This is a genomic window from Allobosea sp. 10L417, from assembly GCF_056395485.1.
Window position 1 is genome coordinate 92,258 of the sequence record NZ_JBFTJP010000003.1, and the last position, 17,544, is coordinate 109,801.

Consider the following 17,544-nt stretch of genomic DNA (forward strand, 5'->3'; position numbering starts at 1 on the left):
TCGGTTTCAACGGGCGGCAGTGCCACCCTTCGCCAGCGAAGCTATGAACGCCCGCCCCTCCGGTCAAGGCGCGTGCATCGCAGGGCTGAGGCGAGGCCGGCGCGTCACGAGCCGCCCGAGACCAGGCTCGCGCCGACATTGATCGCCATGGCCAGGATCGAGGTGTTGAAGACGAAGGCGAGGACAGAATGCAGCAGCACGACGGCGCGCGCCTGCCGCGTCGTCACGCCGATGTCCGAGGTCTGCGAGGTGCAGCCGATCGTGTAGGAGAAATACAGGAAATCGACGTAGTTCGGATCGGTCTTGCCCGGAAAATCGAGGCAGGGCTTGGCCTTGCCACCGCGATAGTAGATGCCGGCGTAGTGCAGCGTGAAGAAGGCGTGCAGCAGCGTCCATGAACACAGGATCGTGACACCGCCCAGTGCGAGATGGGAGCCGCGCTCGCCGGCCGGAACCGCCCCGATGCCGCTGAGCTGAACCACGATGGCGACCAGGCTGGCGCTCGCCGCCAGGCAGGCGATGATGAGGATGGCGAAGGCGCCCTCGTCCTGCCGCTCGGCCCGCGCCCTGATCTCGTCGACCGACTCGGTGAACATCGTCGAGCCAAGCAGGCCGAGATAGAAGATCGCGCCGGCATCCCAGGCCACCAGGAAGCGCGTTGCCCACCGCCAGTCGCCGGGTAGCAGCGCCGCCAACCCCACGCCGGCACCCAGGGCCGCCAGAAGCCGCGGACGCAGCAGCAAGGATGGCAGGAGCTTCATGGCCGGGACGATCCCTAGAGCATTTTCGAGCGAAGCGGACACCGATTCGCGTGAAGAAAATGCGATAAAACAAAGAGATAGAGCACTTCCGCGTTTCGGAGAAGCGCGGGAGTGCTCTAGGAGAGGCCGACGCTATCGTTCGCCGCCGTACCGGCCAAGGCGAGAAGCGCCGCGTCGAGTTGCGCGGCAGCAAGCTCGAAATGGGCGAGATTCGCGGTGTAGACGACCAGCGCCCGGATTGTCCGACCCGGATAGATCTCCCGCATCAGCGCGGCATAGGCCGCGAGCTGCGCCAGCGTCCCGGCCGAAATCGCATCGGCTCGCTCCGGCGGCCGGGCCGTCGTCTTGAAATCGGCGATGACGACGCTGTCGGCCGTGACGGCCAGGCGGTCGATCCGGCCCGATACCGCGCGCACCGCACCGTCCGGCAAGCGGATGGCGCCGGCAACGGGCACCTCGGCCAGCGCCCCTTCGGCGAAGAGTGCGGCAAGGGCGGGCTCATCCAGCAGAGCAAGCGCCTGGGCGACGATGCGGGCTCGCCGTTCCGGGGGCAGCGCGCCGCCGCGCGCCTGCGCCAGCGCCTCGGCCGCCCCGGCGCGACGCTCGACCGGCGCATCAGGCAGGAGCTGGAGCAGGAGATGCGCCAGCCGGCCGGCGGCAGCCGCCTCCGCGAGGAACGGGCCGTCGCCCGGCCGCTCCTCGCCATCGGCTGCCGAGAGGGCGCTCGACGGCTTCAACGGCGGCGCGGGCTCGGCCTCGCGCGCAACCGGCTTCGTCAGCCAGATGGGCGGCGCCAGGGTCGGCTCGCCTCCAGGAGCTTCGATCTCCTCGCCCATCGAAACAGGCGGCGTGACGGAGAAGCGCAAGACCGCCTCCTCGCCCTCGCCGATCTGGCGCAAGCCCGCCTCCGACTGGGCGAGCCCTTCCGCAATCATCGCGTACCAGCTTCCGGCCGGCGCCTCGCCCTTGGGCTGCGCGCCGCAGACGATCAGGCGATCCTCGGCGCGAGTCATGGCGACATAGAGCAGGCGGTGATGCTCCTCGACCATCTGCGCGACGACGATGGCCTTGGCCGCGGCGGTCGCCTGCGTGTCCTCGGCGCTCGCCGGTGGCCAGATCGGGACGAGGCCCGTGCGCAGCGCCGGCACGGCGAGGATCTTCGGCAGGCGCTTGGCGCCGGGCTCGACGCCGAGATCGGCGAGGATCACGATCTTCGCCTCGAGTCCCTTCGAGCCATGGACGGTCATGACACGGACCTCGCCGGCACTGGCCGAGAGGTCGCGCTTCACGTCGGCGGCGCTGCCGGTGACGTGCTGGAGGAAGCCGGCGAGCGAGGGGCCGTAGCGCCGCTCATGGTCGAGCGCGGCGTTGAGGAAGGCATCGAGCGCATCGCCCGCTTCAGCGCCGAGCCGGGCCAGAGCGAGATTGCGCCCGCCGCCGGGGCCGAGCAGCCCGGCGAAGAAGCGGAAAGGGCCGGAACGGCCGGCCTCGCGCGCCCAGCCGGCGAGCTTGGCTTCGGCAGCGGCATAACGCGGCTCGCTCGCCGCAGCTTCCTGCAGGGCAGCTCGGAGCGAACCCGTGCGGCCGGGCGCGAGCCGCAGCAGATCGTCGTCGTTCAGGTCGATCAGCGGCGTCTTCAAAGCGGTGGCGAGCGTCAGGTCGTCGTCCGGCAGCAACAGCGCCCGGCCGAGCACGACGAGATCCTCCACCGCCGGATGCTCGGCCAACGTCAGCCGGTCACGGCCGGTGACGGGCACGCCGGCATCCTTCAGCGCCTTGACGATCGCCTCGAAGAGAGCGCCGCGCTGGCGCAGCAGGATCATCACGTCGCCGGCGGCGAAGGGGTTGCCGCGGTCGTCGCGGCGGTCGCGATGCCAGCGCTGCAAGGTCCGTGCGATGCGTTCGGCGAGCTTTACCGTGCCGCCGCGCCGCTCCGGCGCATCGACCGGCGTGGTCCAGGCGTCCGGCGGCTCGCCGGTGTCGTTGGCAGCTACAGGCCAGATATCGACCGTTCCGGGCGCGCTGCGGCGCACCGTGTCGTGCATCTCCGGCCGTGCGGCGCCGTCGAAGACGAGACCGCGCGCATGGTCGGGCAAGGCGAAGACCGCATCCACCGCTTGCATGATATCCGGTGCCGAGCGGAAGGAGGTGTTGAGGCTGATCGCCTCGAAGGCGAGTTCCGCCTCCGCGACGCGCCGGCCGAGCGCACGGCGCTCCTCGCTGAAGGCGGCGGGCGCGGCACCCTGGAAACCATAGATCGACTGCTTCTCGTCGCCGACCACGAAGATCGTACGCGGCTTCGGCCTGAGGTCGCCGCCGCCGGTGAATTCCTCGGCGAGCTTGCGCAGGATCGCCCATTGCGCCTCGCCGGTGTCCTGCGCCTCGTCGAGCAGGATGTGGTCGATGCCGGCATCGAGCTTGTAGAGCACCCAGGCCGCCTCGACCCGCTCAAGCAGCGAGCGCGTCCGGGCGATCAGGTCGTCATAATCGAGCAGCGAGCGCAGGCTCTTCTGGCGCTGGTAGGAGGCAAGCATGCGCGTGACCAGCAAAGCGAGCGCCGCGCTGCGGTCGCGGATCGCGATAGCGTTGACCGCGTCCGCCGCCGTCAGCAGGCAGGCGGCGAGAGCCTCCAGCGTCGCCAGCACGGCGCCGTCGAATTCGGATTTGCCCTTGCCGCGGATGTTCGCATTGATCGTGCCGGCCTCGGTGATGAAACCGCGCCTACAGAAGGCAATGGGGTCGCCGTCGTCCTGCCCGGCAAGCAGGGCGCGCAGGTTCGCGGCGAGGTTCTGACGCGTCGCGCTGCCGGCCTGCAACGCCTCGATCAGCGCTTGCAAACCCGGCAAGGCGGCAAACTCGGCGCGGAACTGGCGCTTCACCGTGTCGGCATCGAGATCCGCGTCGATGCCGAGGAAGGCGGCGATGCCTGCTTTCATCACAGCAGGGTCGCGGGCACGGCCGTTCTCGTCACTGAACAGCGCGCGTTGGCGCAAAGCCTCCTGCACCATCGTCTCGAAGGAATCCTGCGCCGCGAGCTGCGCCAGCAGATCGAGCGCGCGGGCCTCCGCTCCGCCCGGATTCGCGGCGACCAAGGCCAGCAATTCGCGCCGCGCCTCGCGCAGCATCTCGGCCTGGGCGAGATCATCCGCCACCTCGAAGCGCGGCGGCACATTGGCCTCGAAGGGCGCGGCCTGCAGCACGCGGGTGCAGAAGGCGTGGATCGTCTCGATGCGCAGCCCGCCCGGCGTCTCCAGCGCCTCGGCGAAGAGACGGCGCGCCTTGGCGCGCTCCGCCGCAGCGGGAACACGACCGGTCAGATTGGTCAGCTCTCTCGCAAGGACGGCCTCATCCAGCGTCGCCCAGGTGCCGAGCGCCTTGAAGATGCGGTTCGCCATGTTGGCGGCGGCCGCCTTGGTATAGGTGATGCAGAGCATGCGGCTCGGCTGCACACCGTCGAGCAGGAGCCTGAGGACGCGGTTGACCAGCACATGGGTCTTGCCGGAGCCCGCATTGGCCGAGACCCAGGCCGAGAGGCCGGGATCGGCGGCCAGCGATTGGCGCTGGTTGGTCAGCGGCGGGACGATCCAGCCCGGCTTCACGCCTCGCCTCCTTCGTCGCCGCCGGGCGCAGCCGACCATTCCTTGACCCGGGCCAGGTGATCATAGGGGCTGGCGTAGCGGATGTAGTCCGGCGCGCGGCGGGAGACATAGGCCTCGCGGCCGGAGCGCAAGGCATCGACGTGCTTGAGCAGGTTCTCGAGATGGCGCGCCGCGACATCGGCCAGCGGCTCGCCGTCGAAATCGAGCGGCTTGTCCTTGGCCCAGCCCTTCGGGTCGTGGTGGAGCTTCATGTAGATGACAGCCTCGACCGGCGTCGGCCCCGCGAGCCCCTTGAAGCCGGAGCGCGCCGCGAGCTCGGCTTCCAAGGTCAATTGCGGTGCGAATCCTTTTTCGACCTGCGCCTTGCTCGGCGGCGCACCGGTCTTGAAATCGACGATGCGCAGCGCCGGCTCACGCGTCAGCTCGATGCGGTCGGCGCGGCCGCTGAGCCGGAATTCGCTGCCGTCGGCCAGCTTGAAACTCGCCCCGGTGAACAGCTCGACGCCGATGCGAGCGATAACGGGCCGCCGGCGCTCCTCCCAGCGGATGTAATGCCCGGCCGTCAGCAGGAAGCGCGGCCACCAGAAAGCGCGTACCTCCGGCACGTCGTCGAAGTCGCGGAACAGCCTGTCGCCGATGGCGATAAACTGTCCCAACGCGTCCGCCGGCAGTTGCTCGGGATAGGTCGCGGTGAAGCTCTCGACGATATCGTGCAGCAGCCGGCCACGATCCTGCGCGGTCGGATCCTCGATCAGCGCGTCGAGCGCATCGAGCTTCAGGATCTTGCGGGCGTGGATCTGGTAGGGGTCGCGATAGAGCGTCTCGACCTCGGTGACGCTGAGCGAGAGCGGCTGCAATGCGCGCGGCGGGCGCGGCGCCGGCCGCGCGACCGGCTTCGCGGCTGCGGGGGCGCTCAAGAGCGCAGCGAGTCCGCGCAGACGGTCCCCGTCCGTGCGCGCCCTGCTCCATGCCTCCTTCGGCGTCACCGCCTGCAAGCGCTGCCAGAAGCGCGAGGCGATGGTCTCGGCCTCGCCGACCTTGCGCGGCCGCGTCAGCGTGATCTCGCGCGCCATCAGCGCCTGAACGAAATCATGCGCGGTCTGGCCGATGCGGCGCTCCGGCGGCGACAAGCCGAGCTCGGCGCGCATCGGCCGGTTGATGAAGGAATCGGTCGTGGTCTGCGGCGGCCAGACCGTCTCGTTCAAGCCGCCGAGCACGACATGATCGGCTTCGAGCAGGCGTGCTTCGAGCAGTCCCCAGATCGCCACGCGCGGATGGCCCGGTGTCGCCCGCTTGACCGCTCGCTCGGCGAGCAGGCCGTCGAGAATCGCGACGAAATCCTGCGGCCGTCCGCCGGGCGGCATGACTTCCTTCGCCCCGTCGAGTTCGTCGAACAGCCCGGCCAGCGCCTCGCCGTCAGGGCCGACGAAAGCGAGCGGCGTGCCGGCCTCCGTCGCGCTGACAGCGGTGACGGCCGCCCGTGCGGCTACGGCGACAACGGCAAGCGAGGGCTCGCCGAGGAAAAGCGCTTCGAGCAGCGGCGCGCAGGCTGCTTCCAGCGCATGGAGCACGCTCGCCGCAGCGGCTGCATCCTCCCCCGTCAATCGTTTACGCGGGCCGGGAACGTGTCCGGCCTCGCGCAGCTCGTTCCACTGAGCGAGCGCGACATGCAGGCCCGCCAGCCCCCGGCCGACGGCATTGCCGCGCCAGCAGCCGATCTCCAGCGCCGCGGCGCCCCGCGTCAGGGCTTCCCGGCCCAAGCCCAGCCGGCAGAGCGGATGACCAAAGAGCGGGACGAGCGAGGCCGGCGTCATATGTCCCAAGGCCGCTTCAAGGATCAGCCGCAGCAGCGACCCGGCCGGCCATCGGCCGAGCGGCTGGCCGGCGGAATCATCGACCTCGACGCCCCAGCGCGCGAGTTCGACGGCGACGCGCTCGGCAAGGCCGCGATCCGGCGTGACCAGCGCGGCCCGCGCCTGCGGCCGCTCCAGCGTCTCGCGCAGTGCGATGGCGACAGCGAGCGCCTCCTCGCGCTCGTCGGCCGTCTCGACGATACGCAGTCCGGCGAAGCCTGCTTCCGCCTCGCCGGGCGCGAAGCGCTGGCCGAGGCTGGCCCAGAGTTCCGTCACCGAGGCCGGCAGCATCGCCTCGCGCAGCAGCTCCCCCCGTGCATGGCGTGCCGCGTCGGGCACAGCAAGTTCGCGGACATCGGCGCGCTCGGCTCGAAGCGTCTCCATCAGCTGATGCAGCGCCGCCTGCGGATGCGACGGGGCGGGTTCCTTGGCGATGGCGTTCCAGGCGCGCTCGTCCAGCCCGAGATCCAGGCCGGGCAGGATGACCGCCCCGCTTGGAAGCCGAGCGATGGCCGAGAGCAGCCGCGCCGTGGCCGGGACGGTGCCGGTCGAGCCTGCGGCGATGATCGGCCCCCTCGCCCCGCCCGCGAGCAAGCGCTCGCGCTCGGCTGCCAGCATGCGATTGCGAAACTCGGCCGGGTCGATCGCGCCTTGATCAGCAAGGATCTGCGGCCAGGCCTCGCCGAGGATGGCGAGGAAGCTGGCATTGAGCTGCCAGACCCTGTCGAAACGGGCGGCGTCGAGGCCGGCGAGCTTCTCGACCGGCACGCCTTCGGTCTGCATCTGGTCGAGCAGGGCGGCGAGATCGCCGGCGAGTCCATAGGCCTCCCCCAGCGTGGCCGGCACCAGCGACGGCTCGGAAGGGTCAAGCCTGAGATGGCTGCGGTTGGCGGTGCGACCCCAGGCGTCGACGAGCCGGGTCAGCAGCATGCGGCGCTGCAGCGGCTCGACCGGAGCGAGACGCTCGCCCGTCCAGGCACCGGAGCCGATCAGCGCCGTCTCGGCTTCGTCGACATCGCCGAGCGGAACGATGCGCGGCAGCAGCAGCGGCTTGCCGCCGAGCTTCTCGGCCAGGATCGCGGTGAAGGCGCGGGCAGCGCGACGGGTCGGCAGGTAAAGCGTCGCCCGTGCCATCGCGGCCGGATCGGCCGGGTCATGGACGGGCCCCAGCCGCCCATCCAGCATCGCCCCCGCAAGCACCTCGAGGAAGGGTGCGCCGGCGGGTATGCTGAACAGGTTGAGCTCAGGCATCGACCGGCTGTGCGGCGAAGGCAGCCTCGGCCGGCGCGATCGCCTCGGGCGTGCCGACATGCAGCCAGCGCCCCTCCAGCACCTCGCCGAACAGGCGGCCGCTGGCGATGGCGCGGTCGAAGAGCAGGTTCAGCGAGAACGGCCCCTCGGGCGTCTCGGCGAAGAGCTCCGGCTTCAGGATGGCGACGCCGGCATAGACCCAGGGTGCGCTCGCTGCCGCGCCGCGACGGGTCAGGCGGCCGTCCTCTCCGAGGAAGAAATCACCGGCGCCGTCGAAGCCGAGGCTGGTCTCGCGCTCGGCGAGCAAAAGCAGCATGTCCATCTGCCCGGGGTTCCAGGCTTCGGCCATCGCCTGCATGGCGGGCCGCCCGCTTTCGCGCCAGAGCGCATCGGAATTGACGTGGAAGAACGGCGCGGCGCCGAGCAGCGGCAGCGCCTTCTTCACGCCGCCGCCGGTCTCGAGCAACTCGGTGCGCTCGTCAGAGATGGCGATGCGCGGGGTGGTGCGTCCGGCAACATGCGCCTCGACCTGCCCGGCGAGATGATGGACGTTGACGACGGCCTCCTCGACGCCGGCATCCGCCAGCCGGTCGAGCATATGGTCCAGCATCGTCTTGCCGCCGACCTTCACCAGCGGCTTCGGCAGCGTGTCGGTGATGGGGCGCATGCGCTGCCCGAGCCCGGCCGCCAGCACCATCGCCCGGCGGATCGGCAGCGAAGCGGTTGAAGTCACGCGAATCTCCCGAAGCGGACGGATGGCCATCCATAGCGTGTCATGGTCGGGCTTGTCCCGACCATCCACGTCTTCAAGGCCGTGTTCGAAGCGCGGATGCTCGCCCCCGGGGCGAGCATGACGAAGAGCCCGTTCACTCCAACTCGAACAGCTTGGGCATATGGGCCTGATACCAGCCCTTCAGCTCTTCGAGGGCGGGGTGTTCGAGGTTGCGGCGCAGATAGGTCTCGATGCGCGGCAGATGCTTGAGGTAGTCCGGCTTGCCGTCGCGCTTGTCGAGCCTGGCGAAGATGCCCGCGATCTTGGTGTTGCGCTGCGCGCCGAGGATCGCATAGGCGCGAGCGAAACCGGCGAGGTCGAAGTCGGGCGCCTCAGTGCGCCGGGCTGCGCCATAGGCAGCCAGCAGCCTCAGTTCCAACGAGGCGGGAACATCGACGCGCGCATCCTGGCCGAGCGCCGCGAGATCATAGGCGGGGTGACCGAGCACCGCGTCCTGGAAATCGATAAGACCGAGCTTGGCGAGGCCCTCGCGCCGCTCCAGCCAGATCAGGTTCGGCGAATGAACGTCACGCAGCGTCCAGGTCGTGGGCTGGGCAAGGATTTCGTCGAAGAGCTTGTTCCAGATGCGGGCGAATTCAGCCTGCGTCACCGCCGGCAGGGTGACGCCGGCGATATGCGGGGCGTACCATTCGAGGATGAGCTCGGTTTCGATCGCCAGCGCCTGCCGGTCGTATTCCGGGATCGGATGGTCTCGCCCCTCGGCCACCGGCAGGATCGCCGGCAGGGTGTGACGGTGGAGGTCGGCGAGCAGCCTGGCGGCGGCTTCGTAGCGTTCGGCGATCGGCCGACGCTCGGCGTCGATCACGCCCTCGTTGCCGAGATCTTCGATGACGAGCAGGCCGGTGTTCAGATCCTCGGCGAAGATCTCGGGCGCGGAGTAGCCCAGCGAGCGCAGGCCGCGATCCATCGCGACGAAAGCGTCGACGTTCTCGGCGAGGTGAGCCAGTGTGCTGTAGGGCTTGCCGAGGCGGATCGGCGGGCCGTCGGGACGCGGCGGCGAGATCATCAGCACGGCGGTCTCGCCGGTTGGCTGCGTCAGCCGCTCATAGGCGCGCGTCGAGGCGTCGCCCAGCATGAAATCGCGGCGCGCGCCGCCCCAGCCGGAAGCGTCGAGCAGGCGGCGCGAGGCCACGGCGATGGCGAGCCGCTGCTTCCAGAGCACGCCGCCCGAGAGATCGGCAATGCGGCCGGTCTCCGGATTGTCGGGGTCGACGTCGAGCACGATGTCGAGCCTGCGACCTGCGGGCAGGCGCGTGCCGGCGCGGTCCGGCCACTCGACCAGCGTGATCAGCCGCTCGACATCCTCGATCAGGCCGATGTCGTCGAGCTCGTCCGGCGAGCGCACGCGGTAGAGGTCGGCGTGCAGCACGAGGCCGCGCCGGGTGTCGTAGCTCTGGACGAGGGTGAAGGTCGGGCTCGGCGCCTCCAGCGCGGGGTCGTCCGCGAGGTCGCGCAGGATGGCGCGCGCCAGCAGCGACTTGCCGGAGCCGAGATGGCCGGAAAGCGCGACGATGTCGCCCGGTTTCAGGATCGCGGCGATGTCGGCGGCGAGACGCAGCGTCGCCGCCTCATCCACCAGCACGAGCCGGTGCAGGCCGGCCTTGCGGGCTTCTTCCGTCATTCAGCAGCGTCCGACAGCGGCATGCCCTGAGCCGGGAAGATGGCCGTCACCTTCGTGCCACGGCCCGGCGCGGAGTCGATCTCGACATGGCCGCCGTGCAATTCGACGATGGACCGGACGATCGATAGCCCGAGGCCGACGCCACGATGGCTCGAACCGAGAGAATGGCTCTCGAAGCGCTCGAAGACCTTCTCCATGACCTCGGCCGGGATGCCGCGGCCCCGATCGGCCACGGTGATACGGATGTCGCTGCCCTGCCGCGTCGCGCTGACGGCGACGGCCTGGCCGGGCGAGGAGAAGCCGATCGCATTGGAGAGCAGGTTGAACAGCACCTGTCGCAAGCGCTTGCCATCCGCACGCAGCGGCCCGGTGCGCGGATCGATCTCGACCTTGAGCTCAAGCCTGCTGTCGGTCAGCCGGTCGTGCAGTCCGGCCGCGGCCTGGGCGATCGTATCGGCGACGTCGACATCCTGGATCTCCAGCGTCAGCGCGCCGTTGTCGATGGTGGCGAGGTCGAGAATGTCGTTGATGATGGCGAGCAGCGCGCCCGAGGAGCGCACGATATGCGAGGCATAGTCGCGCTGCTTCTCATTGAGCGGGCCGACCGTTTCGGTGCCCAGCAGCTGGGCGAAACCGATGATGTTGGTCAGCGGCGAGCGCAGCTCGTAGGAGACGTGGTGGACGAAGTCCTCGCGCAGCCGCGAGACGCGCTCCAGCGCCTCGTTCTTCTCGGTCAGCGCCCGCTCGACATTCACGCTGGCGGTGACGTCGGCGAAGGAAATCAGCGTCGCGCCGTCCGGCAGCGGCGCGGCCGCCATGTCGAGCACGGTGCCATCGCGCCGCTCCATCCGGCTGCGATAATCCTCGCGCGCATCGCGCACGCCGGTGACTACGCTGTGCAACTCGCTCCAGACCTCGTCCTGCGGGAAGAGCGGCCGGCACAGCCGAATGACCTCGTCGATATGCGGGGTGCTGGCGGCGAGATCGCCGCCCTGGATGCGCCAGGACTGGGCGAAGGCGGGGTTGGAAAGCTTGAGCCGCCCGTCCGAGCCGAATACGGCAACGCCTTCGCGCAACGAGTCCAGCGTCTCGCGCTGGGTGCGGGAGAGCGCATTGAAGCGCGATTCGAGTGTGAAGCGCTCGGTGACGTCATCGTAGAGATAGGTCACGCCGCCCTGCGGATTGGGGCTGGCGACGACATGGATGGTGCGCCCGTCCGGCAGATACCACCAATCCTCGCTCGCGCGCGTCGCGGTGTAGGCAGCCTGGGCCGCCGCCTTCCAGCTGCGGTAGTCGCCGAGCTCGGGCAGGCGCCGCTCGGCCCGGAGCCGATCGAGGATTTCGCCGTCGGTCGGCAGACCGTCGAGGAAGCCGCCGTCCAGCGACCAGAGCGTGTCGAAGCCGGAGTTGCGGTAGACGAGGCGCTGCGAGCCGTCGAAGACCGCAACCGCCGTCTTCAGCCGGTCGAGCGTGCGGACATGGGCATCCATCTGGCGCTGAAGATCGGCCCGCACCGCTTCCAGCTCGCTCATATCCGTGGCGAACCCGGCAAAGCCCGTCGCAACCGGCAGCTCGACGATGTCCAAGGTCCGGCGCTGGCCCGCGACAACCGCCGGAGCCCGTGCCGTAAAGGGGCTGCCTTCGCGCCGCGCCCGCGTCGCCGCCTCGCGCTCGGCCCGGTCGAGCAGCTCGAGACCGCCCTTCACCGCGCTCGCCGCATCGCTGGCCTCGACAGCCCGCGCATAGGCGGCGTTGACCCATGTCAGGCGACCATCGGCGTCGCGCATCCAGGCCGGGTGCGGGAGCCCCGCGAGCAAATGGGCGAGCGCCGCGTGATCCGCCGTGACGCGCTCCAATTCGCCGCGCAGCGTCATGACCTGCGCCCGCTCGCCGGTAACCTCGCGGAAGCGGATGACGGCCCGGCCCGCCACGGGCCGTCCCTCGATATCGATGAAAGGTCCGGCCTTGCTGCGCAAAGTGACCGTAAAAGCCTCTCCGCGTTCCTTCAGCGCGTCGGTGGCGAGTTCCAGCCGCTTGGCGTCGGCAGGCGCCGCCCAGCTGCCATAGGCCAGTGCGAGCGCAGCTCCTGGAGCGCCGAGAAAGCCACTGTCACCCTCGAAGACCGGCTGCGCGTCCCGCCCGTTCCAGCTCACGACGACTTGCGGGTCAGCTCCCAGAAGGATCGAGAGTCGTTCCTGATGGCTGCGCGCGGCTTCGAGATCTGCCGCCAGCTTGGCTTCGCGCTTTTGCCAGCGGGCGCGCTCGCGGACATAGAGAAGCGAGGTCGTCGCGGCAAAGACCGTCAGTCCGGTGAGCGTCAGCGAAAGCGCGCCCGTGCTCATCATGTCGACCCGCATCGGCGCCAGCCAGTGATCCTGCGCAAAGGCGGGGGCGGAAGCGACCGAAGCGGTCAAGGCAGGCAGCAATGCGCGCGGAGTCCAGTCCCCAGCCCGCCTCTGTTGCCTCAACCGTCTCATCCTGCGCCCATCATCTCGCGGCGGCCGCAGCCGCCAAATCCGCCACACTCGTCGGAATCGGCTTAGAGAGCCGGCGGAAACCGCCGTCTCGAAGGCCGATGCACGCGCACCACCACGCCAATCACATCAGAGCTTTGATCCGTTCCGCGCCATGGCGGAAGCCCGAATCACCCCCACTGTAATCATCGGTGGAGTCCGTCAGGAAGTGCTTAATCGCCGGTAAATGGAGAGATTTTCGGGCAGCCCGGTTCACCGGGAGCAAAATATCAAGAAGTAGATTCAAAATCGGCTCGACCTACAATTTGTAGTATCGCGCTGCGTGATTCCATAATGGCACAGGGATAAAAAAAGGCCCGGCGGATGCCGGGCCTTCGAGAGACTGTGCGTTGGCGCGCGTCAGTAGCGGTAGTGCTCCGGCTTGAACGGGCCGGCCTGCGACACGCCGATGTATTTCGCCTGGGCGTCGTTGAGCTTCGTCAGCTTGGCGCCGACCTTGGCGAGGTGGAGCGCCGCGACCTTCTCGTCGAGATGCTTCGGCAGGGTGTAGACCTTGTTCTCGTACTTCGCGTGGTGGTTCCACAGCTCGATCTGGGCGAGCGTCTGGTTCGAGAACGAGCAGGACATCACGAAGGACGGGTGGCCCGTGGCGTTGCCGAGGTTCACCAGGCGGCCTTCCGACAGCAGGATGATGCGCTTGCCGTCGGGGAACTCGATCTCGTCGACCTGCGGCTTGACGTTGTCCCACTTGAAATTCTTCAGGCCGGCGACCTGGATCTCCGAGTCGAAGTGGCCGATGTTGCAGACGATGGCGCGGTGCTTCATCGCGCGCATGTGGTCGACGGTGATGACGTCGAGATTGCCGGTCGCGGTGCAGAAGATGTCGCCGCGCGGGGCCGCATCTTCCATGGTCACGACCTCGTAGCCTTCCATCGCCGCCTGCAGCGCGCAGATCGGGTCGACCTCGGTGACGAGCACGCGGCAGCCGGCCTGGCGCAGCGAAGCGGCCGAGCCCTTGCCGACGTCGCCATAGCCGGCGACGACTGCGACCTTGCCCGACATCATGACGTCGGTGCCGCGGCGGATGGCGTCGACCAGCGACTCGCGGCAGCCATAGAGGTTGTCGAATTTCGACTTGGTGACGCTGTCGTTGACGTTGATCGCCGGGAACGGCAGGCGGCTGGCCTTGGCGAGTTCATAGAGGCGGTGGACGCCGGTGGTGGTCTCCTCGGAGACGCCCTTGATCGCGGCGCGGGTCTTGGTGAACCAGCCCGGATTGGCCTTGAGCTGGCGCTTGATCAGCGCGAAGAAGATCGTCTCTTCCTCATTGCCGGGCTTGTCGAGGAACTCGGCCTTGCCGGCTTCCGCCTCGGCGCCGAGGATGATCAGCATGGTCAGGTCGCCGCCATCGTCGAGGATCATGTTCGGCGTGCCGCCATCGCCCCAGGTGGCGGTCTTCAGCACATACTCCCAGTACTCCTCGAGCGTCTCGCCCTTGATGGCGAAGACCGGGGTGCCGGTCGCGGCGATCGCGGCGGCGGCGTGGTCCTGGGTCGAGAAGATGTTGCAGGAGGACCAGCGGACGTCGGCGCCGAGTTCCTTCAGCGTCTCGATCAGCACCGCGGTCTGGATGGTCATGTGCAGGCAGCCGGCAATGCGCGCATCCTTGAGCGGCGCCTTGCCCTTGTGCTCGGCGCGGATCGCCATCAGGCCCGGCATCTCGTCCTGGGCCATGTTGATTTCCTTGCGGCCGTAATCCGCAAGCGCGATGTCCTTGACGATGTAATCCGACACGGGGAGCTCCAATCCTGGCACCTGAAACGTGCCGGCTCTCTAGCAGCGACCGAGGCGGAAGGCAATCAAAGATATAAAGATGTCTTTATGTGTCGCCCGAGCGCTCGCCCTTGTGGCGAGCATCCACGTCCTGAACACCGCATTCGGCCGGCAAGGACGTGGATGGCGGGGACGAGCTCGACCATGACGGGGCGGCCTTGGGAGCCACCTTCGCTTTCGCTCCCAACGACGGGAATGCCGACCTCGCCCGGTCGCCGGGTTACTCGCCCTCGCCGAACCTGTCGGCGATCAGGGCTGCCAGCGCATCGAGGGCGGGCTTGGCCTCTGCGCCCTTGGCGACGATGGTGATCGTCGAGCCGATGCCGGCGCCGAGCGTGAGCACGCCCATGATCGAGGTGGCGCCGACAGTCTCGCCGCAGCGGCTCACCGTGATGTCGGCATCGTAGCGGGCGGCGCATTGCACGAATTTCGCGGTGGCGCGGGCGTGCAGGCCCTTCTTGTTGACGATCTCGAACTCGCCGTGGAGAGCGCCGTCGGGAACCTGGATTTCGGGGCAGTCACAATTCTCGTCCAAGCCGCCCTCCCCGGTCGCGCGCGCTTACTTGCCGGCCAACACGCGGCTGGCGACGGTGATGTACTTCCGGCCTGCATCCTGCGCGCTGGTCACGGCCTCGTCGAGGGTCTTCTCCTCGCGGACGCTGGCGAGCTTGATCAGCATCGGCAGGTTGATGCCGGCGACGACGTCGACGCGGCCGGGCTCCATGACCGAAATAGCCAGGTTGGAGGGGGTCCCGCCGAACATGTCGGTCAGGATGATGACGCCATCGCCGTTCTCGACCTGCTCGACGGCAGCGATGATGTCGCGGCGGCGGCTTTCCATGTCGTCATCGGGAGCGATGGCGATCGTCGCCAGGTATGCCTGGGGGCCGACGACATGTTCCAGGGCGGCGCGGAATTCCGTCGCCAGATGCCCATGAGTCACAAGGACCAGTCCGATCATTCAATCCAGCACCGGAGAGCGCACATCGGCGCCCGGACAAGGTCGCGGTTTATGCGGCAGGTGCGAGACAATCGCAAGGTGTCAGCCGTTAAACTTGTCAAAATCGTGGTTACAAATCCGACTCTGTGAATAAGTCGAGGGCGGTCAGGACCTGCCCTTCGTCGCCGGCGCGACCGAAGATCCGCAGGCGCGGCAGATCCAACCCGGCAATGCGATCGACCAGTTCCTCGGGCTCAGGCATCCGGGCCGGCTCTTCGCCGATGAGGTCGACGAGCAGACGCACGACGGCGGCCCCGGTGAAGGGTTCGGGCGTGAGGCCGAGGCCGCGCCGTTCGATAATCCCTTCCAGCGGCGCGACCGGCCGCGCCAGCAGACGGCCCCCAGCCGCCGTCAAGGCGACGCGATCGTCGGCGACCAACCGCGCAAAGCGACCGGACCGCCCGGCGAGGCCGATGAGAGCCAGCGCGAGGGACGACTTGCCGCTGCCGGAGGCGCCGCGCAGGAGGATGCCTGCCTCGCCGATCGCGATCGCCGTGGCGTGGATGCGCTCGCCCATCTTCGCGTTCGTCTCAGCCGGCATGTGAATAGGCAGCCGGCAGGCAGACGATGAAGCGGGCGCCGATCCGGCAGGCTTCGCCATCCGGCCCGACCGGACCCAGCCGGTTCTCCGCCCGGATCGAGCCGCGATGCGCCTCGACGATCTGGCGGGAGATCGAGAGGCCAAGGCCCGAATTCTGGCCGAAGCCCTCATTGGGGCGGTCCGTGTAGAAGCGCTCGAAGATCCGCTCCAGCGCATGCGGCTCGATGCCCGGCCCCTCGTCCTCGACGGTGACGAGCACATCGTTGGCGATGCGCGAGAGCATGACGCGCACCGGCTTGTCCGGCGGCGAGAAGGAGCGGGCGTTGTCGATGAGGTTGACCATGACCTGGCCGAGCCGCGAATCGTGGCCGAGCACGAGGAAGGCATCATTGCCGGCGCGCTGGCTGCGACGGTCGGCCACCAGTTCGATCCTGGCCTGGCCCTCGCGGCGAGTCTCGTTCTGGATCGTCACCACGGCTTCCAGAACCCGTCCCATATCGACCGGCGCCGAGTCGTTGCGTGCGAGTTCGGCATCGAGGCGCGAGGCGTCAGAGATGTCCGAAATCAGGCGATCGAGACGGCGCACATCGTGCTGGATCACCGCGAGCAGACGCGAGCGCGAATCGTCGGTCTTGGCGCGCGGCAAGGTCTCGACGGCGCTGCGCAGCGATGTCAGCGGGTTCTTGAGCTCATGCGCGACGTCCGCGGCGAAGCTCTCGATCGCCTCGATGCGGCTGTAGAGAGCCTTGGTCATGTCGCGCAACGTGCCCGACAGATGGCCGATCTCGTCGTGCCGGCTGCTGAAATCCGGGATCTGCTCGCGCGATTTCACGCCCTTGCGCACGCGCTGCGCGGCATCGGCGAGCTTGCGGATCGGCTCGGCGATGGTGCCGGCGAGCAGGACCGAGAGCACGATCATCACGCCCGCCGCGATGGCGAAGACCTGGAAGATGGCGAAACGCTCGGCGGCGATGACGGCATCGATGTCGCCGCCCTGCGTCGAGAGCAGCAGCGCGCCCTTGACTGTGCGGAAGCGCTGCACTGGCACCGCGACGGAGACGATCGTTTGCCCGCGGGTGTTCACGCGCACCACGCTCGCCGGCGAGCCGGCCAGTGCGCGGGCGACCTCAGGGTAGGATTTGCCGTTGGCGTTCTCGAAATCGTCATAGGCCGGCACGTCGGCCTTCCCGAGCCGGTTGCGCAGCATGTTCCAGGTGCGCTCCAGCAGCGGCGGCTCGTCGGGCTCGCCGACGCGCGGCAGGTCGAGGCGCAACACGTCGCCGCGCGAATAGAGGCTGCGCGAGTCGAGTGTGAGCAGGCCGTCCTTGTCGTAGACCCGCGCGCGGGTCTTGGTCGGCGTGACCAGCCGGCGCAGCAGCGGCGCCACCTTTTCCGGGTTGATCGAGAAGTCGAGCGGATCCTCGGCGATGCCGGCGCTCTCGCCCGCCTGGAGCTGCAGAAGCTTGTCGGGATCGATGGTGATCGTGTCGATCTCGACCGTGGCCGAAGAGGCGATCGCGCCGGCGATGATCTCGCCTTGTGTCAGCAAGCTCTGCACGCGGGCCTCGATCAGGCCCTCGCGGAACTGGTTGAGGTAGAGGAAGCCCAGCAACAGCGCCACAAGGCCGCCGAGGTTGAGGACGAGGATGCGCCGCGTCAGGCTCGAGGCTGCGCGCGCCGAGATCGCGCGGCCCATCCGCCGCCAGACGAGGCCGACACGGCGGCGCAGCGCCCCGCGCCAGCCGGCGGCTGGCTTTGACGGCCGGGCCTGGTTGTCGACGGTTGCCATGGTTTGCGGCTGACTTCCCGCTCAGGAGA

11 protein-coding genes are annotated in these 17,544 nt (G+C 68.7%); all 11 read right to left on the reverse strand.

The window, feature by feature from the left end; all coding sequences use genetic code 11:
- Positions 1-104: 104 nt before the first annotated feature.
- Positions 105-761, reverse strand: a complete 657-nt coding sequence (locus AC1DE3_RS10995; RefSeq protein ID WP_441509320.1) for a DUF1345 domain-containing protein — start codon at positions 759-761, stop codon at positions 105-107.
- 116 nt (positions 762-877) lie between these two features.
- Positions 878-4,360, reverse strand: coding sequence for a double-strand break repair helicase AddA (gene addA / locus AC1DE3_RS11000; RefSeq protein ID WP_441509321.1), 3,483 nt, complete (start codon positions 4,358-4,360; stop codon positions 878-880).
- On the reverse strand, positions 4,357-7,464 hold the full coding sequence (addB, locus tag AC1DE3_RS11005; RefSeq protein WP_441509322.1) for a double-strand break repair protein AddB: 3,108 nt from the start codon (positions 7,462-7,464) through the stop codon (positions 4,357-4,359). The genes addA and addB overlap by 4 nt, the downstream gene beginning before the upstream one ends.
- Positions 7,457-8,161: a nucleotidyltransferase family protein gene (locus tag AC1DE3_RS11010; protein WP_441510090.1), complete on the reverse strand. Its 705-nt coding sequence runs from the start codon at positions 8,159-8,161 to the stop codon at positions 7,457-7,459. Before AC1DE3_RS11010 ends, addB begins: the two co-directional genes overlap by 8 nt.
- Positions 8,162-8,330: 169 nt before the next feature.
- Positions 8,331-9,878: a tRNA (adenosine(37)-N6)-threonylcarbamoyltransferase complex ATPase subunit type 1 TsaE gene (gene tsaE, locus AC1DE3_RS11015; RefSeq protein ID WP_441509323.1), complete on the reverse strand. Its 1,548-nt coding sequence runs from the start codon at positions 9,876-9,878 to the stop codon at positions 8,331-8,333.
- A complete protein-coding gene (locus tag AC1DE3_RS11020; RefSeq protein ID WP_476852389.1) occupies positions 9,875-12,292 on the reverse strand; it encodes a sensor histidine kinase in 2,418 nt (805 codons plus the stop codon). The genes tsaE and AC1DE3_RS11020 overlap by 4 nt, the downstream gene beginning before the upstream one ends.
- Positions 12,293-12,751: 459 nt before the next feature.
- Positions 12,752-14,146 carry an adenosylhomocysteinase gene (gene ahcY, locus AC1DE3_RS11025; RefSeq protein ID WP_441509325.1) on the reverse strand — a complete coding sequence of 465 codons (1,395 nt, stop codon included), beginning with the start codon at positions 14,144-14,146 and terminating at the stop codon, positions 12,752-12,754.
- Between the two features lie 259 nt (positions 14,147-14,405).
- Entirely contained in the window at positions 14,406-14,720 is a 315-nt protein-coding gene (locus AC1DE3_RS11030; protein ID WP_441509326.1) for an HPr family phosphocarrier protein, read from the reverse strand.
- Positions 14,721-14,744: 24 nt separating this feature from the next.
- Positions 14,745-15,146 (reverse strand): PTS sugar transporter subunit IIA, encoded by a 402-nt coding sequence (locus AC1DE3_RS11035; RefSeq protein ID WP_149131162.1) that lies wholly within the window; start codon positions 15,144-15,146, stop codon positions 14,745-14,747.
- 109 nt (positions 15,147-15,255) lie between these two features.
- Positions 15,256-15,702 (reverse strand): HPr kinase/phosphorylase, encoded by a 447-nt coding sequence (locus AC1DE3_RS11040; protein WP_441509327.1) that lies wholly within the window; start codon positions 15,700-15,702, stop codon positions 15,256-15,258.
- Between the two features lie 13 nt (positions 15,703-15,715).
- Positions 15,716-17,515, reverse strand: a complete 1,800-nt coding sequence (locus AC1DE3_RS11045) for a stimulus-sensing domain-containing protein (RefSeq protein WP_441509328.1) — start codon at positions 17,513-17,515, stop codon at positions 15,716-15,718.
- Positions 17,516-17,544: the final 29 nt, after the last annotated feature.